The sequence below is a fragment of the Magnetococcus sp. PR-3 genome (assembly GCF_036689865.1).
Lineage (GTDB): Bacteria > Pseudomonadota > Magnetococcia > Magnetococcales > Magnetococcaceae > Magnetococcus.
The window spans coordinates 70,339-95,523 of record NZ_JBAHUQ010000022.1; the positions used below are offsets into that span (position 1 = coordinate 70,339).

Here is a 25,185-nt window from a genome sequence, read left to right on the forward strand (position 1 = left end):
GTTAGTGCCACAGGGCGTCGGCTTTGGGTTCAAAGCGCGTGCGGCCATTAATCACGGGGTATAGGCTTTTTTTCTGCCACATCTTATGACGTTTTAGTGTGTCGTATGCGGCTTGTGCTTTAGGTGTTTCAAAAAAAGGGCCGACCCGCACAAGGTACCAATCGCCACTCTTCGTGGGGGTAACATAAGCTGGTAACCCTAGATTTTCCAGGGCAACACGGCTGTTTTCAGCGAGGGAAGGGCTACGGTCAGACTCCACTTGAATGGCATAACGGCGTTTTTCAACACGTTGTGACGTTGCCGTTTGCTCAGTGATAACACTCGGCTTAGTAGCAGGCTGCCGTTTTGTTTCAGACGGGATTGCTTTATGTGAATCAGGATCTTTATGGCGATGGGTCCGTTTACCCATTTCGGCATCGGCTTTTTCTTCTAAATTGCGTGGTGTACCCATGCCTGAGGTGCTGGGGTTGAGCGAGGCCTGAATAACCTCAACCCCTTGGCTTAACGGCGTGTCTTGCCATGTAAAATGGGTGACTGGGTGTTCTTGCTCAGTCAGAAAACGCTCAATCCAACCCAAGGCTTGGGTCGTTACTTGGGTGCCATTGTGGGGGGTAGCAGGCATGTTACCCACCCAAACGGTTTTATCCTTACCAGCTTGACGCAATACCATTGTCAGAAGAGAACCATCCTGGTTAAGCATGCTGGTTAAATGATAGCGGACAACCTGGTTGGCTACGGTGGCAGCCTGCTCGGGTAGGCGTTGGTCAATAGCCTTTTGCCAAAAGGTTTGCCATTGTTGCCCTTGAGGTTGGGACTGATGAAGCCATACCTGAACATGTGCCGCGCGGTTGCGGTTGGCATCTTCTCTTGTACGCCAGTTTAAAACGACACGGTTGGGTGGCGGAGAGGTCACTTGCTCCACGACGACAGGAGGTGCCGGAGTGCTGGAGCATCCCACCAATAAAAAGAGGGGGATGACTGTTAAAAACCATTTAACAAACCTCAGAGTAAACATGATTCAGAGTAACTCCTTAAGCCTGTAGAGTGCCTCTAACGCCTCTTTGGGCGTCAGTTCATCGGGATCAATCCCCTTCAGCTCTTTGAGAGCAGGAGAGGGCGGAGGATCCCCAAAAAGCGTAAGTTGATACGGTTGAAACACCGGTTCTTCCTGATCCGGTTGGCCAGGGTGACCGGGATGTTGTACCGCATTTTCCTCAAGATCAGCCAGGACTTCCCGTGCACGCCGGGTAACCGATTTGGGCAGTCCTGCCAATTGCGCGACATGGATGCCATAACTACGGTCTGCGGCACCCCGGGTGATGGTGTGCAGGAACAGAATTTGATCCTGCCACTCCTTTACTTCAACCGTCAAATTAAACACCCCATCCAGTTGGGACTCTAATGCTGTCAGTTCATGGTAATGGGTGGCAAACAGGGTTTTGGCTTTACAGCGTACATGAATATGTTCGGCAACAGCCCACGCGATGGATAGTCCATCATAGGTCGAGGTCCCTCGCCCAATTTCATCCAAAATAACCAAAGAAGCATCGGTGGCATGGTGTAAAATATGGGCCGTTTCGGTCATCTCCACCATAAAGGTCGAGCGTCCACCAGCCAGATCATCGGAGGCACCAACGCGGGTAAAGATACGATCGACACGGCTTATCTTGGCGGATTCTGCCGGGACACATGCACCGGTATGGGCCATTAAAACAATCAGCGCAACTTGGCGCATAATGGTTGATTTACCGGCCATGTTGGGGCCTGTGATCAGGCCTGTACGCTGTTTAGTATCCAAGCGGATATCATTGGGAACAAAGGGCTCTTCCGAAAACTGCTCAACCACTGGGTGGCGGCCCTGGTTGATCTCAATGATGGTGCCTTCCTGAACCAACGGTCGGCAGTAATTATTCTGTTCGGCCAGGTGAGCAAAGTTTACCAGGACATCCAGTGTCGCGACTGCCTTAGCCGTGGCTTGCAGAGCCTCTGCATGGCCAGCAACCTGCTCTGCAATGGCTTCAAACAGGCTCTGCTCGCGCTGAAGCATCTTCTCTTCAGCAGTCAGTACCTGCTCTTCGTAGGTTTTTAGATCTTCTGTGACATAACGCACTGCGTTGGTCATGGTTTGACGCTGTATGTAGCGTTCAGGCACTTTATCCAAGTGGGTTTTGGTGACCTCTAGGGTATAACCAAAACTCCGATGATATTTGACTTTTAGGCTGGGGATTCCTGTCTTTTCCCGTTCATCAGCCTCAAGTTGCGCTAAAAAGCCTTTACCATCTTTGCCCAAGCTGCGGAGTTTATCCAGCTCCTCATCATAGCCAGGGCGGATGACATTGCCGTCCTTAAGCTGTAAGGGCAGCTCCTCTGCCAGTTGCTCTGCCAACTGTTTGGCTAAGGTCTCATGGCCAGTGAAGTGATCGGCCAGTACCCTTAATAGGCTAGGGACCGCCAGCGTTTGCCCTTGAGCAGGGGTCAGTGCATCGTACAGTTCAGGCAGGCGATGTAAGGTTTGGCGAAGCCCACCAAGATCTCTGGGGCCAGCACGGCGAAGGGCAATCCGACTTAAAAAACGCTCCAGATCGTGAACCTGCCTAAGCTGATCACGCATAGATTGGTAGGTTGCCAGATTCTCCCGTAGCCAGGAGACACTCTCCTGTCGAGTCGCAATGGCCGCTACCGACTGCAAGGGGCGGTTGATCCACTGTGCCAGCAGCCGACTCCCCATAGAGGTGACACAACGATCCATAATGCCAAGTAGACTGATCTTGCGGCTGCCATCCTTAAGGCTGAAATTGAGTTCCAGGTTGCGCCGGCAGGTTTCATCCAGCACCATCCCTTCCTGCTGATGCAGGCGGGCAAGTCCGGTGATGTGAGGTAGGGCCTCTTTTTGAGTTTCTCGGCAGTAGTGAATGAGTGCACCGCATGCTGCTTGGCAAGCTGGGCTATCCTCAACCCCAAAACTCTCTAGATTTTTAACTGAAAAATGTTCAAGCAGAACTCGGCTACCCTCGTGAGCATCGTAAGACCAGCTACCCCGACGTGTTAGGCATTTTTGCCAGCTTTTGAGCCCTTCAATATCGTCCAACGTATCTGGGATTAATAACTCTGCGGGTTCCAGACGGGAAATCTCTGCGGCGACATGATCGTGATTCTCCAACGTAAGGGTAAAAAACTCACCGGTGGATAGATCGAGAGCCGCGAGGGCGTGGGGCTGTTTTTTGGACGCAGGTTGATAGCTGACCAGATAGTTGTTCTCGCACGCGCTTAGAAGGTTCTCTTCTGTTAAGGTGCCCGGCGTAACGGTACGGACAACCTCACGCCGCACAGGTCCCTTATTCTTTCCCGGGGGTTCCATCTGTTCACAAATGGCCACTTTAAAACCAGATGTGACTAATTTGTGCAGATAGTTATCCAGTGCATGCACAGGTATCCCTGCCATGGGAATAGGGTCACCCGCTGATTTGCCTCGGGTGGTTAAGGCAATATTGAGCGCTTCCGCAGCTTGTTTGGCATCCTCAAAGAATAGCTCATAAAAATCACCCATACGAAAGAACAGTAAGGTCTCCGAGTAGGCGGCCTTGATCTTAAGGTACTGGGCAATCATGGGGGTATGTTTTGGGGTGCTCATAAGGTGCGCAAATTGGTCTCAGATCGTAAGGTCATGAAAAAACCCCATCATAGCCTATTTGATCTCAAGCCTCTAGCACGCAGCACCCCGTGGGGTACTTTTGTTCGATTGGCTAGGAAAGAGAAACTGAAGGTGGTTACGTGACGGTGTAGACCAAGCCAGGAGGAATAATAAGCTCTTTACGATCGATAAGCTCTAGGCATGCACACTCTTTGGGTAAGCGGATATCGGTAATGCCGGTAAATTCAGCCATTTTACCATCCGAGGTTTCAATCCATTCGGGAATGGGGGTCTCTTTAAAACGCCCCACCTGTTGCCCCATTTTACTGACAAAGTTAGGGGTTACATGCCAGATGGTGGATTGCTGACCTTTAAGCTTATCCATCTGTAGCTGAGCGAGCACACGGCTGCGGACATCTTCTGTCTCAGGTTCGTCATGGGCAGCTTCATCATCAAAGAGATCCTGGTGTGGTTTTTCAGGCTCGGCATGACGTTGCAAATGTGGCGTCGGTTCCTCTTGATCCTGACGGGCATCCTGCTCGTCAGCTCCAAAACGGAAGGGGTTGTTAGGGTCATCGTCACCTTGTTTGGGGGTGAAAGGGTTGTTTTTTATCAGCTGCCACCCAACCCAGAAAAGAAACCCCATAAACAGCAGGTGCAGTATGCCGTTGCCCTCAACACTATGTAGGAGAGGGGAGATGACAAATATGGCTGCTAAGATCATCAGGAGATGATTTAATTTCATGATCTTTAATCCAATCAGATAGGTGTTCTTCCCTCTTTCTGTTGACCAGTCAGAAGGTTGCCGAGCCCTATTCTGTTAGTGATGTTGTATACCCTATGATTGCCGATTCATGCTAACGGTTCCCCAAACCTGAGTAATTACTCTATTGGACCCAGACCAGACGGAAGCCCGTTACATCAAAACGCCCATTGGGATCTAGCCATTCACGGTCTGTACAGCGGGACTGCTTAGCTTTGGTAATCCAAGCGCCACCACGCAGAATACGGTGTCTGGCTTCTTTACGGTTGATGGGGTTGCGCTCAGGGGCGTTGGCGTAGAAGTTGGTGTTGTACCAATCTTCAGCCCATTCATAAACATTACCTGACATATCAAAAAGGCCAAAGCCGTTGGGTGTCTTCCGTCCCACAGGTTGTGTCGTGGATAGCTGTTCACCGGGAAGATTAATCCAAGCAACCTGGTGTGGCATGTTGCTGCCAGACCAAATTTCATCTTTACCACCACTTCGGCATGCATACTCCCACTCTGCTTCGGTCGGCAGGCGGAAAGTGTGGCCTGAAACGAGGTTTAGTCTTTCAATAAACTCGCCGGTTTCGATCCAGGATATGTCATTGACGGGGTGATCCCCACTGATGGCTTTTTTGGAAGGGTTGCTGCTAACCCCCATAATAATACGCCACTGTTTGTGGGTGACTTCAAACTGGCCCATCCAGAAACTCTCAATACAGGCTCGGTGAATGGGTTTTTCATCATCCTCACCTTGATCGCTACCCATATTAAAACAGCCTGCGGGAAGGTGAATAAAGCGCATCCCTGTTTTTTCTTCCGTCCAGCTTTCCAGCTTTTGCACAGGTGCACTTGTTTGACTGGGCGCGATTACGGGCGTGGCCGGTGTGTTGGGCGCTGCGGTTTGAGCTGTTTGCTCGGGGGGTGGGGGGGGCGTAGTGGTAGTGATCGGTGTGACTTCACTATCCCCAATCATACTTAATATGGCCCGTGATTTTTCGAGCATCATACGTTTTTTAACCATGCTGGTGCCTGCGCGTTGTGCCAGTTCAACCAAGCGGTCTGATACACCCCTTAAGCCATCTACAGCATCTGGGTTGGTTGGGTCCAGTTGTAGGATGCGCGCAAAGTAAAATTGTGCATTTCTACGGGGGGGCATGGTTAAGCGGTCATTAAACAGCGCGTCACGACCTTTATTAAGGAACAGCCCCATTTCATCCAGAGGTTCTGCTTTTATGGGGATCTGTTTCTGTGCAGCAACCGGTGATGCCATACCTGCCAGGGGCGGGGAGCCCGCCAGCTCCGGGAGTTGAGAGATCCGGTTGTAAAAATCGATAATATCCGAGTTGCCACCATCCAACAGATGAGCTTTACGCAGGTACTTTAAAGCCCGTTTGGGGGTGGTCAGGACCTCTTGCTCGGCCAGTTTGAGTAAACGGGCTGCAACACGTTTAATCCCGGTTTGTGCCACAAGGTTGTTCGGCTCAACCTCCAATACCTGCCTAAAACGAAACAACGCATTTTTACCTTTAGGCCGGGTTAGGCGATCATTGGCCAAATATCTTTCGGCTTCGTTCAGCAGTTTGGGTACCCAGTTATTGGCTTTTTGCGGAGGGTCGACCACTGGTTCTGGCTGTTTAACAGGCTCGCTTACAACATCTTTAGGTTTGGCTTTTGTTGGGAATAAGGCCTGCACCACTGCGGGATGTTGAGGCAAAATACTGTGCGCGCGGCGTATATAGATCTCAGCCGTGTGTTTATCCGGGCTCTGTTTGGCCAGTTTTATGAGATGTAAAACAATTCGCTGCATGCCCTCTTTAGCTTGACGGTTATCTTTATCAAGTTCCAGGGTCTGACGAAAATGGAAAAGCGCGCTTAAATGGTAAGGAACGGTCATACGTTCCCGTTGCATGGACTTTTCCGCTTTTTGTAAAAGTTTAGAGATCTGCTCTTTCTTTAAAGGGTCGACCTTGATTGGTTTGGCTGATTGAGGCGTGGTTGCTGTGGTGTTGTTGACCACAGCTTTCGCCTCTTGGGCCGGTGCTTGGTCAGTCGTGCGCTTTAAAGGTTGGGTTTTATTGGGTGCTGGTTTTTTTACTGACACGGCCTCAGCTGGTTGTGGGGCTTCCTGACGTGGTCGTGGCGCAACCTCTTTGCTCCTCAATTTAGGGTGAGCAGATTGAGGTAACGCAGCATGGTTTTGTTCAATCCATTGCGCTTTTTCGGCTAAAGAGCGAGCGGTTTGTTTGTTCAAGCCGGGCTCTTGGCTTAAAAGCTGTAAACGGTCTGCAACCCGTCTCATGCCTTTTAAAGCACGGCTGTTTTCAGGCTCAATTTCCAGCACCTGACGGTAACGGTAGAGTGCATTTCGCTCAGCGGGACGGGTCAAACGGTCTTCCGTCAGGTTGATGTCCCCATTGGAGAGTGTTTCTGCGATCCAACTGCTTCGAAACTGTTTGACCATCTCTCGGTAGGAGGGGGATAAATCTCGCTCAAGCTGGCGTACTTTGGCATCTTCTGGAAATAGAGAAAGTGCCAGAAAAGCATAATTGACGGCACCATCAGGATTGCCTTGATTAATCAGGGCTGTAGAGAGATCAACATAGATGTGAGCCGCTTGACGCAGTAGCTCTAAGGCTTCTGGATGATCCGACTGATGGGCAAGGATGCGACGGATTTTATAAAGGGCGTTGTTCCCAACCGGCGTGGAGAGGCGTTGGTTGGCCACATCTGTTCGCGCTTGTTCCAGAATTTCCGCTAAGTGCGATGGTTCCAAGCGCATGGAGGCTTGCAGTGGTTGTAGAGTACCTATACAGAACACACCTACGAGAAAAAAAGCCCAAAGATAGGGTGTTTTCAGCTTGGAAGAAAAAATCCCAAAACGTCGCATACGTCAATTCCAGTCAATGAAAGGATGGCCTTTCAGATCATTATTTTCTAAACACGTCAGCATAGTGAAGGGCTGGGGCGCTTTCAGGTACGATCGTTTGATTTATACCCATATGGTGTGCCATGGCTCTATGGATATGTTAAGGCACATAAAAATAGGTGATCAATGCGTGGCTAAATACCTGTCAGGTCTGTCTATGCAGGCCTCAAAGCTATGCTAAGTTACCCCGTTGTTATTTCATAGGTTGCCCCTACATTCAACCCCTTAAATACAAGAGATCGCCACCCCAAATTGGTGTGGCGATCTGTATGCAGCAACCGTTGAAACAGCTTGTGTGGCAAAAGTGTTCAGCGGAGCATGCGTGGAGTGGGGTGTAACATCTCCCCTTTTTGCATAGCACGTCCCTGTTCCGAGATGGTCAGTCGGTAGGACCCTGAGTCTGATTGGGCTTCTTGAGCAACCCGTTGTCCTTCCTGCTGACCTGTTGAGCGAATACGCTCACCCTGAACCTCAGCAGAGGCCTCTTTTGAAGCATCTGTAATCTTTTGTTCGCCACGATTGACGGCGTTATCCAGGATCTGTCCTGTGCCTTGAACGCTCATGATGACACCTTTTCATCGGTATTAAGGGTTACTTCTTCCATGAATGTACGCAGAACACAGAAAGTTTGCAACGAATAATCTGCGTAAAAGAGTGTCCTTCATCGAATAGTATCGGTTGTTGTACGAAAATCTTTAGTCAGTTTTTCGAAAAAAGTGAAAAATAGGTTTTAAAATCATGTTCCCTACCTTTCATACTGCATGATGGGGATAATGGGGTCAATATGTCGTCCATGGCTTTAAAGGATTGCCCGCCTGTTGATCGACAGAGGTCTGGATTTAATCGGGGAGAAAGCGTGTGTCTGAGCAATGGGATCTGATTGTGATTGGGGCTGGTCCGGGTGGATATCCTGCTGCCATTCGTGCGGCACAACTGGGGCTCTCTGTCTTATGTGTAGAAAAAGCACCACATCCAGGTGGAACATGCCTAAACGCTGGGTGTATACCAACTAAAGCTTTGTTGGCTTCAACCCACTTATACACTCAAATTCGTGATCAAGCGGATCAACATGGTATTGAAGTTGGGGAGATGCGTGTCAACCTTGCCCGCATGCAAGGGCGCAAAGAGGCGGTTGTTGAGCATTTGCGCAAAGGCATTTTGAGTCTCTTTAAAAAATATGGGGTCCACTATCAGCAGGGCACAGCAACCCTCACAGGGGCGGGAGAAGTTACCCTGACTCAAGAGGGGCTATCGCAACAGCTAAAAGCCACATCGGTACTTTTGGCAACAGGGGGTAGACCGGTGGTACCATCCGCCATGCCCGTTGATGGTGAGGTGGTTATTACATCTCAACAGGCCATTGCCTTAACCCGTGTCCCTGAGCATTTAATTGTCATTGGCTCGGGCGCTGTAGGGTTGGAGTTAGCCTCTATTTGGGTAAGGCTTGGGGCGCAGGTTACGGTCATTGAAGCGCAGAAGGAGATTCTTCCAGGGTGGGATGCCACCATCGCCCGTACCGCCAAACGAGGTTTGCGGCAGCATGGTATTGAGTTTTTGGTGAATCATAACGTGATAAAGGTGGTTCGCGGTGGAGATCGTGCCGCGGTGACCTGTGAAAATGCGAAAGGGGAGACCTTGATGTTGGATGGTGACCGCGTTTTAGTTGCGGTTGGACGTCAAGCAGAACCCCGTGTGGCCGGTATTGAGGCCTTAGCGGTTAAACAAGAGGGGGGGCGGTTGTCTGTGGATGAGAATTATGCCACCTCCTTGCCGGGTCTCTATGCCGTGGGTGATCTGATTCCCGGCCCGCAGTTGGCCCACCGGGCAACTGCAGAAGGTGTGCGCGTTGCTGAGTTTTTGGCTGGCCAGCCCTTATCCCCCATGGGGCCGATGCCTGCTGTGGTTTATACCGACCCGGAGTTGGCAATGGTGGGGTTGACCGAACAACAGGCCAAGCAAGCAGGTCATCAGGTTAAGTGTGGTCAGTTTCCATTTATGGCCAGTGGGCGCGCTAAAGCACAAGGGCAGACGGATGGTCTCATTAAATTGGTGACCGATGCTGAGAGTCATCAACTCTTAGGGGCCCATGTGGTTGGTGGCGCAGGGGCTGAACATCTTCTTCCTGCCATGACAGCTATGATGGCTGAAGATGGTTTGAAGCTTCTTCACCAGATGGTTATGCCACACCCATCCTTTGGGGAGGCTCTGCATGAAGCATTATTGGCGGCCACAGATAAACCGCTGCATGTGTAGCACGAATAAGGGTGTGTAGAGATGGATCAGCCAATCAAACTAAACCTGGGGTGTGGGGCACGAAAGCTCCCCGGTTATATCAATGTCGATCTGTACGGATCTCCCGATCTTCGTCATGATTTAGAAACCTTCCCCTGGCCGTGGCCGGAGAGTTGTGCTGATGCTGTTTCTCTGTCCCATGTTATGGAACATTTGGGGCGGGAGAGTCAGACCTTCTTTCGTATTATTCAGGAGCTCTACCGGGTATGTCGTGACGGTGCGCAAATTGAGATTCGTGTGCCGCACCCTTGGCACAAGGATTATCTTGGGGATCCTACTCATGTTAGGCCGATACTGCCTGAAGGGCTGGCTCTTTTCTCTAAAAAACAGATCGATTCATGGCTTGCCCAAGGGTTTGGTAATACCCCTCTTGCACATATACTGGATGTGGATTTTGAGATCAAACGGGTGGTTTATTATTACAGCCCAGAATGGGATGCCAAATTACGTGCCGGAGAGATGACCTCGCAAGAAATTCAGCAAGAGGCTGAGCGTCATGTGAATGTGATTAAAGAGATGGATATTCTGTGGCAGGTGGTCAAACCCACCCCATAGTTACAGATGGTGATGGGGCTCATACCCAGGAAAGCACGGTTGAGGGTTCAGCAGCTGGCTTTTTAATGGGGTTTGGAAGTGTCACGCTGGATAGATAACTGCTGGGGGCCAGTTGTGTGCACACCGACCCCCAGCCTTGTTCTCTTAATACTCTTCTACTTGTTCATGCAGCAGTAGCTCTCTGAGCTTACGGACCAGAACAGATAGGGGGAGAAGATCATGCTTGGTCTGTGCTTTTAACTCAGAATAGAGCGCCATATACTCATCTTTGGCCCCAGTTACCTCGTTAATATAGCTCTGGAAGGCATCTCCAACCGATTCGTTCTGACGTTTGAAGGAGATGATTTTTTTCACCAGTCGGGTGCGGGTTTCCCACAGCTCTTTACGCACATTTTCCAAGTTCATGCGGCCCCAGATATCTCGGTGGCGGATCTGCTGTAAATTCTCCTCAATCCACGAGATCCCAAAGTAGTCATCCACGCGAATATAGAGATGCCCAACCGGTTCAAAGGGTACATGCAGGGCCTCCTTAATATGTAAGATCGTCATGGCATCTTTCATATAAGGTAGAAGCACTGTATCTGTTGCCAGCTCTTCAGAAAGCCCCATCTTAACCAGCTGTTTACGGCGTTTACCATGCTCATTCACACGGTCTGGTGAAAGTAGATCGGGCAGGGAGTCCCACAACCGCTCTTGGAAGGCGCCAATTACCTTTCCGTAGAGGTTGATCACATCAACGGTAATGCGGTCACTGGAAAGATGGGTAAGCATCCAGGCTGCCAAATGGAGCAGAACAGCCTCCATATCTGCCAAGACCTGATACTTGACCGCGGCGGAGACCTTGTTATCAAGCCCATGAACTTGAGCACGGAAGGCTGGGGCATCGACCATATTCTCAGCAATAACGTAAGCTTTGAACAAAATGGGCAGTGGTGGAACATCTGTGCGCGCACGGCGAACCTTGTTGTAGGTTGCCAATAAAGGACCAACACCTGTCTGGTTGACCACCCGGTTGGTGATGCTGGTGGCAACAACTTCACGTTTAAGGAAGTGTTTGGTCAGTTCCTGGCCATAGTCTCTGGCGACCTGGTGTGGGAAGTAATCCACCAAATAGCGTTCGAAGAAGAACAGATCAACGACATCACTTTTTAACAGTTCACTATAGGCAAACAGCTTGGTATAACCGAGCATAATGGCCAGCAGGGGTCTGGGCATGGGCTGGTTTTCCATGTGCTCTGTCAACACTTCACGTACTGGTACATCTTCCTCTTCAAAATTAAGCCCAGCCACCGCCTCCAAAATATCCAGTCCTTCTAGATACACTTCTGGCGTGCGGCTACTGAGCAGTTCATCACGGCTAATGGCCATATGTTGCAGGCGGTTATCTTCCAATACCTGTTCTGCAACAATCTCTGTGAGGTGGGCTAGAAGGTCGTTGCGAGCCTGACGGGAGGGGAGTTCACCAATTTGCTCCAGGTGCGCGAAGAGGATTTTTAGGTTCACCTCATGGTCGCTCATGTCCACACCGCCAGAGTTATCCACAGCATCGGTATTGACCCGACCCTTGGCCATGGCAAACTCAAGGCGTGCTTTCTGGGTGGCCCCCAAGTTGCCCCCTTCACCAATAATACGGCACCGCATCTGGTGGGCATCCACCCGCACGGTATCATTGGCTTTATCAGAGACATCAATGTGGGTCTCTGAACGGGCCTTCACATAGGTGCCGATACCACCGTTATAAACAAGATCCACACGAGAGGTGAGCAGCTTCTGGATGACCTGCTCACCAGACAGAGATTCCGCCTTGGTGTCCAGCAGTGTTTTCAGGGTTTTATTTAGGGTGATCGCTTTTGCCGAGCGGTTAAAGACCCCACCGCCTTCAGAGATCAGAGTCTGATTGTAATCTTCCCAGGTGGAGCGCCCCATCTTAAACAGCCGGTCTCGCTCTTCATAGCTGCTTTCGGTATCTGGATCAGGGTCCAGGAAGATATGCATATGGTTGAACGCACCGACCAGTTTGATCTGGCGGGTCGCCAACAACCCGTTACCAAACACATCACCACTCATGTCACCAATGCCGACAACGGTGAAGGGGTCGTGATCAATATCATGTCCCTGTTCAGCAAAGTGCAGACGGATACACTCCCATGCACCCCGTGCGGTAATGCCTACTTTTTTATGGTCATATCCATAGGATCCACCGGATGCAAAAGCATCGCCCAGCCAGGAACCATACTCATCCTCTGCAACACCATTGGCGATGTCGGAGAAGGTTGCGGTTCCTTTGTCAGCGGCCACCACCAAGTAGGGGTCAGCCTCATCATAACGAATGACGTCATCTGGATGTACAATGGTACCATCCACGCGGTTATCTGTAATATCCAACAGGCCACGGATAAAGCTCTTGTACTGCTCTTCAACCCAGCCCTTGCGCTTATTAGGGGCAATTTCACCAATACGGGGAACAATAAACCCACCTTTAGCGCCAATGGGGACAATAATACTGTTTTTGACCATCTGGGTTTTCATTAACCCAAGGATTTCAGTGCGGAAATCTTCCAGTCGGTCCGAGAAGCGTAACCCCCCACGAGCCACCCGACCACCACGCAGATGCACCCCTTCCATATGGGGGCTGAGTACAAAAATCTCTCGCCAAGGGCGTGGTGAAGGCATCTGGTCAATGGCAGAACAGTCTATCTTCAAAGAGATGCCGTTACTGCCACCAACTTGGTAGAAGTTGGTACGTAAAATACTCTCAACCACATTGGCAAGGGCGCGCAGAACCTGATCATCTTGAAGATTACTAACTTTTTGCAATCCTTCTTCCAAGCCGTCCAGGACTTCCTTGATGCGTTTTTTACGTCCCCGCTCCAGTAGCGGGTCAAAGCGTGCAATAAACAGAGCGAGAATGTTCTTGGCTAAGGCGTGGTGCTCAAGTAGCACGCGATTGAGCTTTTTGGTCGAAAGCTCAGGGCGTATCTGTAAGAGATACTGACGCAGTGCCACCATCAACATCACTTCTTTAGGGTGAAAACCCTGAATCAAAGCAAGTTTGTTTAATTTATCATCCAGGATCGCATCATCCTGAACCGCATCCAGCGCTTCACAGAACAGATCAGCCCGGTTAAGAAGGCTATTGAGCTGGGCGCTGCTACCGCCGACTTCAAAACGTTGAATGGTCAGGCTGCTGCCATCTTCCAGTGTTGCAGCGGAAGAAAATTCATGAAGGCAGCTGATCCCAAAATTATCAAAGGTCTGCACAATGCGGGTCAGCATAGCCGGTGTGCGGGCGTAGAGTTTGATAAATACCTGACCGCTAGGGTAGTGGGCAACGCGGCTGGTAAAGGGAGCGCCTTCCACCAGCTTATCGAGCATTTCAATATCCATAACCGCCTGACTGGGCGGTGTGGCTTCCTTGTAGAGTACGGTAAAGGCACTGCTGTAACGGTTATACCGTTGAAAAGCCATCCGCGGGGCATAGTCTGCCAAGAGCTCTTCACGCAGGTGGTCTTCCCATGTCATGACCAAGCGGCGTACTTGGGCTTCAATGGCGGTGCGGTTAAACCCAAAAGGCTTACCCGGTTCATGGTTGGCATAACAGACCACGGTATGTACCGAACCGCTGGCGGTACTGTTTACTGATGAGATGGGGAAATCCAACTGCTTGGAGTAGAGTGCAGCAATCTGTTTTTCCAAACGGGGATGGTAGCGACTACGGGCCATGGCTGTGAGTACGGAGACATAGTTTCCATAGTGGCCCAGTCGAGCCAAAACCCGCACATCGTTATCCCCTTCCATGACCAGAACCTGTTTGATCTGGTCGGTGATCACTTCGCTATTGGAGTAGAACAGCTCACGCAGGGGCATACGGTCAAAAAGACTGCGGAACTCATGGTGTAAATAGCTGCCCTCTGAATACCCTGATAGTGCCAGTGTCTCTTCAAGACGTTTGGATAAGATGGGGATACCGGAGGCTCGACTGGCCAAGCCTGTTCGTGAGAAACGGCCTAAAATAAGGGTAAGCACAGGGTCTGGTTGGTCTTTGCAGGGGGGGCGGAGTAGAACAACAAAGTCGACACCTTCCGAGGCATAGATAATCGATTTTCCGTGTTCACAATACTCAACGGCCAGTTTGGGGGTCTTGTCTTGACCATGACGCTCCACCAGTAAGTTGAGGATCTGTTCAATCTCCTCCCGCATACCGGGCATAATGCGATCTAAAAGATCTTTAGAGTCCCGCCCACGTAAGACCCCTTGAGAAGGGATCGATTGATCAATTTTTAATTTATCAGCTGTGGCAATGATCGAACGGGTGCCCATGAAGACAAAGTTCTCATCGGCCATCCAACGGAAGAAGCCAGCCTCTTCTGTTAACTGATCGGCATCCAGATGTTGCGCTTGCTCCAATACCTGTTTTTGCATCTGTTCAAAATCATCGACAGAACGCTTGACGGAGGTCAGAACAGCCTGCAGCTCTTCCTGAATTTTGGCCAGATGCTCATCATCAACCATTTCCGTTAAAATAAGGATCACCATCTCACGACGGAACCCACGGCTGTCCCGCGCTGTTAGAGCAGAGGGTTCTCCCGCACGGTTACGTTTAACGTGTACCGTTGTGTGCGCCTGGGCGTAGATGGTCAGCTTGCTCTGTTTTAGATAGTTTCGGACGGTATCGAGAATAAACGGGGTATCGTGAAGATGGATGAAAATCCGGGTGCCTTCTTGAACAGAAACGACATCTTCCAGATCACTGTCGTGGAGTTGTTGTTGGCTAACGTGAAGTTTGACGGCATCTGATTTAGCCAGTAAATGGGCTTGAAACAGCCCAAATAGATGACCCATGGCTGTGACATCGCACCATGCTGCACGGTTAAGTGACTGATTGGCCAAAAGGTCATCCAGTACTTGCACCAAAAAATTCTTGGCCAGAGTGTGGTCGGATTTTGCCAGCTCAGGCAGAACCGAACTTTCGACCCAGGTTTCTGGATTAAAAAGGGAAGCGTTACCTTTGGACATGGGATCTTCCTCCTGACCAATACCAATTTTGATGGTTATGTTATTTTTTTATTTTGTACAATCCAACATAGGGGAATTTGAAATCATTTCCCAGAAAAACAGGAAAAACATACGGTTTATGATGAAAAAAATCAATAAACCGATAGTTTGTTTTTATGGATACAAGAAATTTGACCCTTTATAGTGGGGGGCAAGTTCCAGTGATTGAGGAAAAAAAGGGAGCGCATGGCGCTCCCTTTTTTATGGGACCAATTATTGGGTGTGCTCAGCCAGCAGCGAGGCCATTTGATCCTTCAACATCAATTTTTCTTTTTTCATCTTTTCCAGGGTGAAGTCATCAATGGGGCCGGAAGACAGCTCAGAGATTTTTTCGTCCAGCTCATGATGTCTGTCGTGCAGGGCTTTGAACTCGCTATTGCTTGAAATTAACTCGTTAACAGCCTGCAACTGATCTTCAAACATGGGAACCTCCCGGTTACAAGTGTTATCGATCCTGTTTGAAGGGGATCGACACTAAAAAAGATGGGTTCTGGTGTGGTAACGGAACATGCCGTTGCCACCGTTTGCCCCGCAGTTGCACATAGGTCTGCGGGTTTTTTCTAACACGTGCCACATTTCAGACAGCCTAGGGGTTAAGGTAAAGCATGAACGACTTGGCTTACTGTCTTTGGTAACAAAAAGGCTAAAAGTGTGCATACCAAACGCCCATCCAATCGCAAAATTGGTGGGAGCGTGATACCCGTGTTTTAGTGCTTTTTGGAAAAATGGGTGCAATCGTGGCTCCGATTGTTCGGAGAACATGGGCGCATAAGTCTGGTGCATACGATCGCCAGTCATGGGCAGCCACCTGCGGAGCGTTTTGCTGGATAAAGCGTATTTCTACATATTTTCATCTTCATACCTATAGATGATAACGGGCTCGTTACACCCCATCAAGAGATTTCCCTTTCTTCAAAGATAAATCATCATTTAATGATCAAAATTGACCCAGACAGCAGGTTGAAGTCTGAGCAGGTAGGCGACTTAAAAATATGAAATGTTGGGACCTTTAAAGGGGTGTAAGAAAACGCATAGTGATTAGCATACGAAACAGCATTAAGGCTATGTAAAATATATATATAATAATGCAGGAAAGAAAAGTTGCTCAACTCCTAACAGGGGTCCATATGTTCTGTGATATGCAGGATCATGAGTTTAAGTATATGGAAAAGTTAGAATGTTAGAAAATGTGATAATTTGGCCCGGTTTCTGCCCTGTATATCCCTAATGAAACACGGGATTTCCTCAGAAATTTCTGAGTTAGCGATACACATCGACGCCCCCCCAAGTCTTAAAATATGGGCGACGAAACTGGGAGATAAAACATGTATGCAGTGCGCCCTTCTACCGTCTTTAATTATCAAATTCTCAAGCGTAACCCCCAGCTCTTTGAACGGCTCTTGGGGTTAACCGTCGAAGAGATGCAGCTTGAAATTGAAACTCTACGTCCAAGCTGGGACCGTAGTATGAACCGGAAAAAAGTATCCGGGCGCCCTTACTGCCTGCCAGACTTAGAAAACCATGTTTTGGCCTTAATGCTCTATTTCCGTGCTCGTGTGACCTATCAACTCATTGGCAGCTGGTTTGGTGTGAATGAAACCACAGCCATGCGCCGGATCAAATTCATTGAGCCTTTGGTGACCCGTAGCACTAAGCTGCATCGAGATCGTCGTTTAACTCGTGAAGATGTCCAGGCCATTATTGATGAGCTCTCTGATAACGTGGTGGCGCTGGAGCCTAAAGGTCGACTGGGACGCCCTATCAGTGCCCTGCAGACCTATGGAAATATGGGGATGGTACGTCAGGTTAGTGGCATGTAAAAATGCACCTGTTATCAAAGAAGAATATAAACGGATGGGCATTAGCCCATCCGTTTTTTTATGGATCTTCCCGCAGGGGTGTGCCACCTATGGTTGGTCTGTTTTTTTAATAAAACGATTTATTCAAAACCATAGAGAGGCCTGACCATGTCTAAAACACTGCTGGATGATGCGGAGAAGCAACTTAATAAGGCGCTGGAATACATTACGATATCTGATGATGCCCAGCAGCGTCTCTCTATGCCAAAATCCAGTTTGGTTGCTCGTATTCCTGTCCGTATGGATAGTGGTGAGCTAAAGGTTTTTCAAGGCTTTCGTGTGCACTTTGATGATACGCGGGGCCCGACCAAAGGGGGCATTCGTTTTCACCCCAATGTGACCTTGGATGAAGTTCAATCCTTGGCTTTTTGGATGACCTTTAAATGCGCCGTTCTGGATCTTCCCTATGGTGGTGGTAAAGGGGGGGTGGCGGTTAATCCGAAAGAGCTCTCCAAAATGGAGTTGGAGCGGCTATCTCGGGGATATATTAATGCTATGGCAGATTTTATCGGCCCGGATATCGATGTGCCGGCGCCGGATGTCTATACCAACGCTATGGTGATGGGGTGGATGCTGGATCAGTACAATATTATTACCCGTAAAGTACAACCAGCGGTCATTACCGGTAAGCCTTTGGCCATGGGAGGGAGCCAAGGGCGCAATGAAGCGACCAGTCGCGGGGCTTTTTTTACCATGCAGACCTTGCTGCCTAAGCTGGGGTATACCGATCCTTCCCAGGTTACCATTGCCGTGCAGGGGTTTGGTAATGCAGGTTCTATTTTAGCTCTGTTGCTCCATGAAGCAGGGTATCGGGTGGTGGCGGTGAGTGATTCCCAAGGTGGAATTTATGCACCTGAAGGGTTGGATATTCCCAGTGTTAAGCAGCAGAAAGAACATGCTCGTAAACTGCAAGCGGTCTATTGCCAGGGCTCTGTCTGTGAGATCCATGAACATCAAAGTGTGACCAATGCGGAACTGTTGGAGCTGGATGTGGATGTGCTGGTCCCAGCCGCGCTGGAAAATCAAATAACAGCGGACAACGCCGCCAATATTCAAGCCAGAGTGATTTTTGAGGTGGCCAATGGTCCGATTGATTTTGCCGGTGATGAGATCTTAGAACAGCGGAAAGTTGCGGTTATTCCAGATATTCTTACCAATGCAGGGGGGGTTACGGTGAGTTATTTCGAGTGGGTGCAAAACCGTAATGGTCTGTATTGGAGTGAAGAAGAGGTCAACAGTAAGCTGGAAGTGCGAATGGTTAAAGAGACTGAAAATATATGGTCCATTGTTCAAGAACGGGGCCTCTCCTTCCGTACCGCAGCTTATGTCCATGCCCTAACACGGATCAGTACGGCCATGGATGCACGGGGCACAAAAGACTATTACGGTAAATAAAGGGTTGAGAAACCCGCGGTGTTGGGGGACCCGTTTAAGGGGCCCAACACCGTCACGTGAAGCGCTAAATCTATCCTAATTAGTAGAAATGAATGAGCGCCCTTACGCCTTTAAAAAAAGTCCACAGGTTTGCTGCTCTTCATCAAAACGGATCACCACATCCCCCTTGCGAAGTTGCTGGTGTACCTGTTCCACTTTTTTATCCAAAGGCACGTCATGCTCCCCATACTCGGTACCTTCTAAGGTCACAAAAGCTTCAATAAGCCCTTGTAGAGCTTCGGGACTGATCTGGTCGTAAGGAATGTCCATACGGGGTACCTATCGTCCTTTATTGAGTTTGGCAAATGCGGCAGCCATGGCGCTGTCTGTGGCTGCAGGTTGGCTTTTAGCGGTACGGTGTGCCGCTTTTTTTGGCTTTTTATGGTGCGGCTTGGCTTCTGACGTTGTTGGTTGGGTTTGCGGCGTATTGGGTTGATCATCCAGCCGCATGCTCAGGGCGATGCGGCGTCGTTGAACATCAACCTCCATCACGCGAACTTGCACGACAGCCCCAGCTTGGGTGACTTCATGGGGGTCTTTGACAAAGTGGTTGGCCATGGCAGAAATGTGTACCAACCCATCCTGATGAACACCAATATCCACAAATGCCCCAAAGTTGGTGACATTACTGACCACTCCCTCCAAGACCATACCTTGTTTTAGATCTTTAATATCTTCAATACCCTCTTGAAAGGCTGCTGTTTTAAACGAAGGACGTGGATCACGGCCTGGTTTTTCCAGCTCTTTAAGAATGTCTTGAATGGTTGGTTCCCCAAATTTATGATCTACAAAATCTTGGATATTTAAGCTTTTTAAGTTTTCTGGGTGGCCCATTAACTGGGGCAGGGTCGTTTGGGTGCGCTGAACAATACGTTCGACCAGGGGGTAGGCCTCTGGGTGAACTGCAGAGCCGTCCAGAGGGGTATCCCCATTTTGGATGCGTAAAAAGCCTGCTGCTAACTCAAAGGTCTTGGCCCCAAAGCGCGGAACCTTGTTGAGTTTTTTCCGATTCTTAAAAGGTCCGTTTGTATCGCGAAACGATACAATATTTTGAGCCAAAGTAGCGTTGAGCCCAGAGACCCGTTGTAAAAGAGGGGCTGATGCCGTATTTACATCGACTCCCACACGGTTGACGGCATCTTCAACCACCCCATCCAAGGCAAAATCGAGCTGTTTGGCATCGACATCATGTTGATATTGGCCCACACCAATGGATTTAGGATCAATTTTAACCAGCTCAGCTAAGGGGTCCTGCAAGCGACGGGCAATGGAGACCGCGCCGCGTAATGAGACATCCATATCCGGTAACTCTTGTGAGGCATAGGCCGAAGCGGAATAGACCGAGGCACCTGCTTCACTAACCACTACGCCAGTCAGCTTATGTTCAGGGCTAAGTTTTTTAAGCGCTGTTACCAGTTTATCGGTCTCACGTGAAGCTGTGCCGTTACCGATGGCAATCAGCTCCACACCATGGCTTTTGGCCAGCTTGGCCAGGGTTTGCAGGGCACCGTTCCAATCATTGCGAGGTTGGTGAGGGAAGATGGTAGCGGTTTGCTTGACCTGCCCTGTGTGATCCACAACGGCAACCTTAACGCCTGTACGCAGGCCAGGGTCTAAACCCATGACGGGTTTCATGCCTGCAGGGGCAGAGAGAAGAAGGTCTTTTAAGTTGGCGGAAAAAACCCGAACGGCCTCTGTTTGGGCCTGTTCCGTTAGACGTTTCATTAAATCAGTATCTAGGTGGGGTTTGAGTTTCTTTTTCCATGCCTCACCGGCACTGCTTTGTAACCAGCTATCCGCTGCTCGTTGGCGATTTTCCAGTTTAAAATGACGGATGATCAGTAAAGCCCCAAAAGGCATGGCCCCTTTTTTGGCTTCTGCATCCTCTTTATGGGTAAGGCTTAAGCGCAAAATACCGGCTTCTTTACCGCGGAGCATGGCGAGGGTGCGGTGAGATGGAAGTGTGTTCACCCTTTGTTCAAACTCAAAATAGTCTGCAAATTTCTCCCCGTCCAGCTCTTTACCTTTGACCACTTTGGCATGGATAATTCCATGGTTCCATGTGCTCTCTCGGGCATAGCCTACTAAGGCGGCATCTTCGGTAAAATGCTCCATTAATATCTGCTGAGCACCCGCTAATGCGGCCTCTGTATCATGGATTTCCAAGGTCGGGTTTAGGTAGTCAACGGCCAACTGTTTAGGGTTTTGGTTGGGGTTTTTCAGTAATGCCATGGCGAGCGGTTCTAACCCCGCTTCGCGGGCAATCTGTGCTTTGGTTCGTCGCTTGGGACGGTAGGGAAGGTAGAGATCTTCCAGTGCTGTCTTTGTCGGGGCGTCTAGCAGAGATTTTTTGAGTTCAGGTGTTAATTTTCCCTGTTCCTCAACAGCCTTTAAGATCACCTCACGTCTGCTTTCAAGCTCTCGTAACTGTGTAAGCAGAGCTTGCAGATCCCGCAGGTGAACATCGCTTAAACCACCAGTCACCTCTTTACGGTAGCGGGCAATAAAAGGAACGGTTGATCCTTCATCCAGTAGGTCGATTGCGGCAATAACCTGATTTTCACGAACCTGTAAGTGTTGCGCAATACGTTGGGTAATGGATTTCATTAACGATCCTAAACGGCATGGTGAATGGTGCGGCCAGTGTAAAACAAATTCAACATCAGCACCAATGGCCTGGTTGATGGTTTCGTTAATTCAAGTCGACACGAAGGATTTAAATCACTCTCGGCGTTAAACCCCTCAATCAAGCTGCGGCACAGCTTTAAATTCACACGAGATAAAGGGGTATAGAGATGTCTTTTTGGAATTCACGCCGTTGGTCCACACCTGTCCTGATCGGGGCAGGGCTCTTTGTGACCATAACAGGTGTTTTAATGTTTTTTCATCTGGCCGGTGTGACCCGTATGGCCCATGAGTGGATCGGCTTGGGGATGGCTGTTGCGACAATCTTTCACGTTTTAACACACTGGTCTGGGTTTAAACGCTATTTTACGCAACCCGTTGCACGGGGCGTCATGGTGTTCTCCCTGGTGGTGGCGGGTGGTTTGGTTGCACAGTCAGCCCTGCGTTCCGGTGCGCCTGCCCATGTGGCTCTTTTTCACCATGTTGAAAAAGCCGCTCTATCCTCCTTAACCCCTCTGTTGGGTGAAAGTGCCATGAGCAAACTGGAAAAATCCGGTGTTCAAGTAAGCGGTGATACCCAAACTCTAGAACAGGTTGCTGACCAAAACAATCTATCGCCCGATCAAGTGATCAGCTTGCTGTTTCAACAGGATGCGCTTTGATTTAAGGGTTTTTCTGGGTTGGATGGTGTCTGTTTAGATAGCTCTTCCAGGGTTGTTTTTGGATAAACAGATTATCGACCTGGGCCTTGCCATCCGCAGTCACTTTGATCGAAACTTGACCCTGTTGATTTTGCACGGCACGCTCTAACAGCGGGGCAAATTTTTGAGGAATATAAAATTTCTCAATCCCAGCTGTAAACTGACCATTATGGCACCTGCCAGCAAGAACCGTTTGGCAGGTTTTCTTAGCCGGTTTGTTGTAAAAAAACTGTTTAGGGTCAAGGCAGAGAAAAGCTGATGTCGGGCCTGATCCATGAGGGCTGCGGTGGGTTTTTTGGGTAAGAGGCGAAGGTGCGTTTACCTGGGGTTGATCAGAGCAGAGACCTTGGACACCATAGTGGACCTGATAGGTTAAATAGTGGCCAGAAAGCAGGTCTCTTGGATCAAGCCCGGTAATGGGCAGAATGATGGTCTGACCATTTTGCAGGATATGGCTTTTCACACCGACCAACCCAGATAAGGCAAGGATGGGCAGTGACACAGCCAGAATGGTCCAAAACTTAGGGTACCTCATGCTTCCAGGCCCCCAATCCAATGGTGCAATTGTGTACTCCAGCGCCGCCAAGCCATGAGAAGCAGCATTAAGATGACACCCCCCAAAATCAACCCAAATCCCGTATAGGCCAGACCACCAAAGGCAACGAAGTAGATGAGGATAAGCCGTAAACCAATGAGCAGGAGCAGTAAGTTAAACACCACCCGCCATTGATGATGAAGCCCGGTATAAAGTGCAGCTAGGCTTCCCATACATAAAGAAAAGATCCCCCCTAAAGGGGCCCAAGGAATCCATATTTGGGTTAAGGGGTAGGCCACCAAATAACCCAGCCCCATCGCCACTAATAAACCTTTGCGCAGCCCGGTTAGATCTTTCTGAACCAGCATAAGCAGTAGGCTGGGAAGCAGGGCTATGGCGCCATATATAAGTGGGGTCTGATAGCTGGAAAGGGTGGTATCACCTATGGTCGAGACCATGTCCACATAAATAATGCCTGTCATCCAGCTGAACACCAACCAGAATTGAAAAGCTTCTCGGATAAAACGTGCTGGATACCAAGGTTTAAGCAGGTGTGTAAAAAGTGCACAAACAGCGGTGATAAGAATCCAAAAAAAGAGCACGTGCTGGGTGCCTGTCCATGTTTGAAATAGGGTATGGCTCTCCACGAAGGTATAGGTGGCGGCACCCGTGACTAAGGTTACCCACACCCCTGCCAGTAACCCCCGGTTAGCAAGCAGAGTGACCCCTAAAGTGATGGCTCCCCAAAAAAGAATGCTGTGTTCCAGTTTGCCGTGACTATGAAAAATTTGCGCAATCAGACCAATGCTGGCCATACAGGCCAGTGAAAAAAGAATCAGTAGGGTCTCATAAAGCAACCCTGTGCGGTTCCGTGTAAAAAAGATGGATACAGCCAGAACGACAAGAAGAAGAAAGTCTCCTCCCAGTTTTATGCTGTCGGAAATTTGCCACCAATTCGCCGCCACCAGCGAGATCAAACCAATACCGATAGCCAGTGCCCCCAACCCCATAAATCCCTGAATGATCGGGTGGGTGGTTTGGCTGTGTAGGGTCTGTTCATGGCGGAGGATTTGTTCAACCTGTTGATCCTCCAACAGACCCAGTGAGGCCCAGCTACGTACTTTTTGCTCAAGATTGGCCATAGAAGATCCCATGAGACGATTATCGCAGTACGTCGGAATAGGTTCAGGATAGGAAATAGGGGAAGATTAGGCTGCCGTTTCCCCACGTGTCATCTCAAGAGCAGCACGAAGCAGTTCCTTGGTATAGGCGTGTTGGGGGTGGTTGAACAGAGATTCGGTCTCCCCACGCTCCACACAAATCCCTTGATGCATGACCATCACCTCATGGGCAATCATACGCACCACCCGTAGATCATGCGAGATGAACAGATAGGCCAGTTGGTGATCTTGTTGGAGCTTGATCAGTAGATCCAGCACCTGAGCTTGTACGGATAAATCCAGCGCACTGGTCGGTTCATCTAAGATCAATACTTCAGGCTTTAACACCATGGCACGGGCAATGGCAATACGCTGTCGTTGTCCCCCTGAGAACTGATGGGGGTAGCGGCTCATCACGGCGGCTTCCAGCCCAACTTCTTCCAGCGCTATTTCTGCTTGCCGGCTCTGCTCATCTATATCCATATCAGGGGCATGCAGCGCCAAGCCTTCGATCAGAATCTCCCCAATGGTCATCCGGGGGGATAAGGAAGAGTAGGGGTCCTGAAAGACCACCTGTACACGCCGTCTAAACGCCCCCAGTTTACGGTCATTCAAGGGATGTTGATCAAAAATCAACTCTCCCCCCCCTCGGTTGAGCCGTAGCAGAGTCTCTCCCAAGGTGGTTTTACCACTACCAGACTCGCCAACCACGCCAATGGTCTCACCCGGACGTAAGCAGAGTTGAATGCCATCCACCGCTTTTACATGCCCTACCGTACGTTTAAAGAGTCCTCTCTTAATGGGAAAATGGCAATAAACCTGCTTGGCTTCATAGAGGGGATCTTGTCGAGGGGTGGGTAGAGCTGGGGCCTCTTGGCTGGGTAAGCTATCAATAAGCATACGGGTATAAGGGTGCTTAGGGTAGTTGAATATCTGCTCAGTCTCACCCTGTTCGACCACTTCACCATAGCGCATAACGTAAATACGGTTTGCCATACGCTCAACCATGGGTAGGTCGTGCGAGATCATTAACAGTGCCATGCCCAGATCTTTTTGTAGCTGCCTAAGTAGATCCAGTATTTGTGCTTGAATGGTCACATCCAGTGCTGTGGTGGGTTCATCTGCCACCAACAGTTTGGGATCACACATTAAAGCCATGGCGATCATGACCCGTTGCCGCTGCCCCCCTGATAGTTGATGTGGATAGCCAGCCATAATACGTTGAGGTTCCGGCAGGCCACACAGGTCCAGTAGCTCCAAGGCCCGTGTCTGTTGCTGCTTACCGCTAAGTTTACTGTGCACACGTAAAGGTTCTGTAAGCTGGGTGCCCACTGTTTGCACAGGGTTTAGCGAGGTCATGGGCTCTTGAAAAACCATGCCGATATGTTGACCACGGATGGTCCGCAGCTCTTTTTCAGTCCAGTTTGTCAGTAGGTCACCATCAAAATGAATACCTTGGACACGGCGTTGGGCACCAGGGGGTAACAAGCCTAAGGTGGAGAGCGCCGATAAGGTTTTGCCACTACCAGACTCCCCAACAAGGGCGACGACTTCACCGCGGTTGACATGAAAATCCACCCCTTTAACCGCAGTGGAACCGTGGTTGGGAAAGTGTATCTCCAGCGCTTTAACATCCAAGAGAGGGCTTTGCTGTTCCATGG

17 protein-coding genes are annotated in these 25,185 nt (G+C 49.7%); 5 read left to right on the forward strand and 12 right to left on the reverse strand.

The window, feature by feature from the left end:
- Position 1: 1 nt before the first annotated feature.
- From V5T57_RS13430 to V5T57_RS13450, 5 genes are all read right to left on the reverse strand, one after another.
- Complete coding sequence (locus V5T57_RS13430) at positions 2 to 913, reverse strand: SPOR domain-containing protein (protein ID WP_332891744.1); 912 nt, start codon at positions 911 to 913, stop codon at positions 2 to 4.
- A gap of 105 nt (positions 914 to 1,018) precedes the next feature.
- Positions 1,019 to 3,631 (reverse strand): DNA mismatch repair protein MutS, encoded by a 2,613-nt coding sequence (mutS, locus tag V5T57_RS13435; RefSeq protein ID WP_332891745.1) that lies wholly within the window; start codon positions 3,629 to 3,631, stop codon positions 1,019 to 1,021.
- A 136-nt stretch (positions 3,632 to 3,767) separates the two neighbouring features.
- On the reverse strand, positions 3,768 to 4,376 hold the full coding sequence (locus tag V5T57_RS13440; protein WP_332891746.1) for a hypothetical protein: 609 nt from the start codon (positions 4,374 to 4,376) through the stop codon (positions 3,768 to 3,770).
- A 142-nt stretch (positions 4,377 to 4,518) separates the two neighbouring features.
- Positions 4,519 to 7,161: an SUMF1/EgtB/PvdO family nonheme iron enzyme gene (locus V5T57_RS13445; protein ID WP_332891747.1), complete on the reverse strand. Its 2,643-nt coding sequence runs from the start codon at positions 7,159 to 7,161 to the stop codon at positions 4,519 to 4,521.
- 455 nt (positions 7,162 to 7,616) lie between these two features.
- The gene (locus V5T57_RS13450; RefSeq protein WP_332891748.1) at positions 7,617 to 7,871 is read right to left on the reverse strand and encodes a hypothetical protein; all 255 of its coding nucleotides are present in this window, start codon (positions 7,869 to 7,871) and stop codon (positions 7,617 to 7,619) included.
- Between the two features lie 295 nt (positions 7,872 to 8,166).
- Between V5T57_RS13450 and lpdA the strand changes: the two genes are divergently transcribed.
- Positions 8,167 to 9,561, forward strand: a complete 1,395-nt coding sequence (gene lpdA / locus V5T57_RS13455) for a dihydrolipoyl dehydrogenase (protein ID WP_332891749.1) — start codon at positions 8,167 to 8,169, stop codon at positions 9,559 to 9,561.
- A 21-nt stretch (positions 9,562 to 9,582) separates the two neighbouring features.
- Positions 9,583 to 10,155: a class I SAM-dependent methyltransferase gene (locus V5T57_RS13460; RefSeq protein ID WP_332891750.1), complete on the forward strand. Its 573-nt coding sequence runs from the start codon at positions 9,583 to 9,585 to the stop codon at positions 10,153 to 10,155.
- Between the two features lie 144 nt (positions 10,156 to 10,299).
- On the opposite strand, the gene V5T57_RS13465 is transcribed toward V5T57_RS13460, so the two are convergent.
- Both V5T57_RS13465 and V5T57_RS13470 read right to left on the reverse strand, forming a co-directional pair.
- Positions 10,300 to 15,171, reverse strand: coding sequence for an NAD-glutamate dehydrogenase domain-containing protein (locus tag V5T57_RS13465; protein WP_332891751.1), 4,872 nt, complete (start codon positions 15,169 to 15,171; stop codon positions 10,300 to 10,302).
- Positions 15,172 to 15,423: 252 nt separating this feature from the next.
- A complete protein-coding gene (locus V5T57_RS13470; protein WP_332891752.1) occupies positions 15,424 to 15,633 on the reverse strand; it encodes an HP1242/YdcH family protein in 210 nt (69 codons plus the stop codon).
- Between the two features lie 902 nt (positions 15,634 to 16,535).
- On the opposite strand from V5T57_RS13470, the gene V5T57_RS13475 reads away from it, so the two are divergent.
- A complete protein-coding gene (locus tag V5T57_RS13475; protein WP_332891753.1) occupies positions 16,536 to 17,030 on the forward strand; it encodes a helix-turn-helix domain-containing protein in 495 nt (164 codons plus the stop codon).
- Positions 17,031 to 17,177: 147 nt separating this feature from the next.
- Complete coding sequence (locus V5T57_RS13480; protein WP_332891754.1) at positions 17,178 to 18,464, forward strand: Glu/Leu/Phe/Val family dehydrogenase; 1,287 nt, start codon at positions 17,178 to 17,180, stop codon at positions 18,462 to 18,464.
- Positions 18,465 to 18,566: 102 nt separating this feature from the next.
- Here V5T57_RS13480 and V5T57_RS13485 read toward each other — a convergent pair whose 3' ends face one another.
- A complete protein-coding gene (locus V5T57_RS13485) occupies positions 18,567 to 18,773 on the reverse strand; it encodes a YheU family protein (protein WP_332891755.1) in 207 nt (68 codons plus the stop codon).
- A 9-nt stretch (positions 18,774 to 18,782) separates the two neighbouring features.
- Positions 18,783 to 21,110 carry a Tex family protein gene (locus V5T57_RS13490; RefSeq protein ID WP_332891756.1) on the reverse strand — a complete coding sequence of 776 codons (2,328 nt, stop codon included), beginning with the start codon at positions 21,108 to 21,110 and terminating at the stop codon, positions 18,783 to 18,785.
- 188 nt (positions 21,111 to 21,298) lie between these two features.
- Here V5T57_RS13490 and V5T57_RS13495 point away from each other — a divergent pair, with 188 nt between their 5' ends.
- Positions 21,299 to 21,790 (forward strand): DUF4405 domain-containing protein, encoded by a 492-nt coding sequence (locus V5T57_RS13495; RefSeq protein ID WP_332891757.1) that lies wholly within the window; start codon positions 21,299 to 21,301, stop codon positions 21,788 to 21,790.
- 1 nt (position 21,791) lies between these two features.
- On the opposite strand, the gene V5T57_RS13500 is transcribed toward V5T57_RS13495, so the two are convergent.
- From V5T57_RS13500 to V5T57_RS13510, 3 genes are all read right to left on the reverse strand, one after another.
- A complete protein-coding gene (locus V5T57_RS13500; protein WP_332891758.1) occupies positions 21,792 to 22,364 on the reverse strand; it encodes a GDYXXLXY domain-containing protein in 573 nt (190 codons plus the stop codon).
- Positions 22,361 to 23,506, reverse strand: a complete 1,146-nt coding sequence (locus V5T57_RS13505; protein WP_332891759.1) for a DUF2157 domain-containing protein — start codon at positions 23,504 to 23,506, stop codon at positions 22,361 to 22,363. The genes V5T57_RS13500 and V5T57_RS13505 overlap by 4 nt, the downstream gene beginning before the upstream one ends.
- A 66-nt stretch (positions 23,507 to 23,572) precedes the next feature.
- Positions 23,573 to 25,183 carry an ABC transporter ATP-binding protein gene (locus V5T57_RS13510; protein WP_332891760.1) on the reverse strand — a complete coding sequence of 537 codons (1,611 nt, stop codon included), beginning with the start codon at positions 25,181 to 25,183 and terminating at the stop codon, positions 23,573 to 23,575.
- Positions 25,184 to 25,185: the final 2 nt, after the last annotated feature.

Bases quoted from the DNA above. Each gene is read 5' to 3' on its own strand.
- mutS (WP_332891745.1), bottom strand. From the start codon at position 3,631: ATGAGCACCCCAAAACATACCCCCATGATTGCCCAGTACCTTAAGATC.
- V5T57_RS13440 (WP_332891746.1), bottom strand. From the start codon at position 4,376: ATGAAATTAAATCATCTCCTGATGATCTTAGCAGCCATATTTGTCATC.
- V5T57_RS13445 (WP_332891747.1), bottom strand. From the start codon at position 7,161: ATGCGCTTGGAACCATCGCACTTAGCGGAAATTCTGGAACAAGCGCGA.
- V5T57_RS13450 (WP_332891748.1), bottom strand. From the start codon at position 7,871: ATGAGCGTTCAAGGCACAGGACAGATCCTGGATAACGCCGTCAATCGT.
- V5T57_RS13460 (WP_332891750.1), top strand. From the start codon at position 9,583: ATGGATCAGCCAATCAAACTAAACCTGGGGTGTGGGGCACGAAAGCTC.
- V5T57_RS13465 (WP_332891751.1), bottom strand. From the start codon at position 15,171: ATGTCCAAAGGTAACGCTTCCCTTTTTAATCCAGAAACCTGGGTCGAA.
- V5T57_RS13470 (WP_332891752.1), bottom strand. From the start codon at position 15,633: ATGTTTGAAGATCAGTTGCAGGCTGTTAACGAGTTAATTTCAAGCAAT.
- V5T57_RS13475 (WP_332891753.1), top strand. From the start codon at position 16,536: ATGTATGCAGTGCGCCCTTCTACCGTCTTTAATTATCAAATTCTCAAG.
- V5T57_RS13480 (WP_332891754.1), top strand. From the start codon at position 17,178: ATGTCTAAAACACTGCTGGATGATGCGGAGAAGCAACTTAATAAGGCG.
- V5T57_RS13485 (WP_332891755.1), bottom strand. From the start codon at position 18,773: ATGGACATTCCTTACGACCAGATCAGTCCCGAAGCTCTACAAGGGCTT.
- V5T57_RS13490 (WP_332891756.1), bottom strand. From the start codon at position 21,110: ATGAAATCCATTACCCAACGTATTGCGCAACACTTACAGGTTCGTGAA.
- V5T57_RS13495 (WP_332891757.1), top strand. From the start codon at position 21,299: ATGTCTTTTTGGAATTCACGCCGTTGGTCCACACCTGTCCTGATCGGG.
- V5T57_RS13500 (WP_332891758.1), bottom strand. From the start codon at position 22,364: ATGAGGTACCCTAAGTTTTGGACCATTCTGGCTGTGTCACTGCCCATC.
- V5T57_RS13505 (WP_332891759.1), bottom strand. From the start codon at position 23,506: ATGGCCAATCTTGAGCAAAAAGTACGTAGCTGGGCCTCACTGGGTCTG.
- V5T57_RS13510 (WP_332891760.1), bottom strand. From the start codon at position 25,183: ATGGAACAGCAAAGCCCTCTCTTGGATGTTAAAGCGCTGGAGATACAC.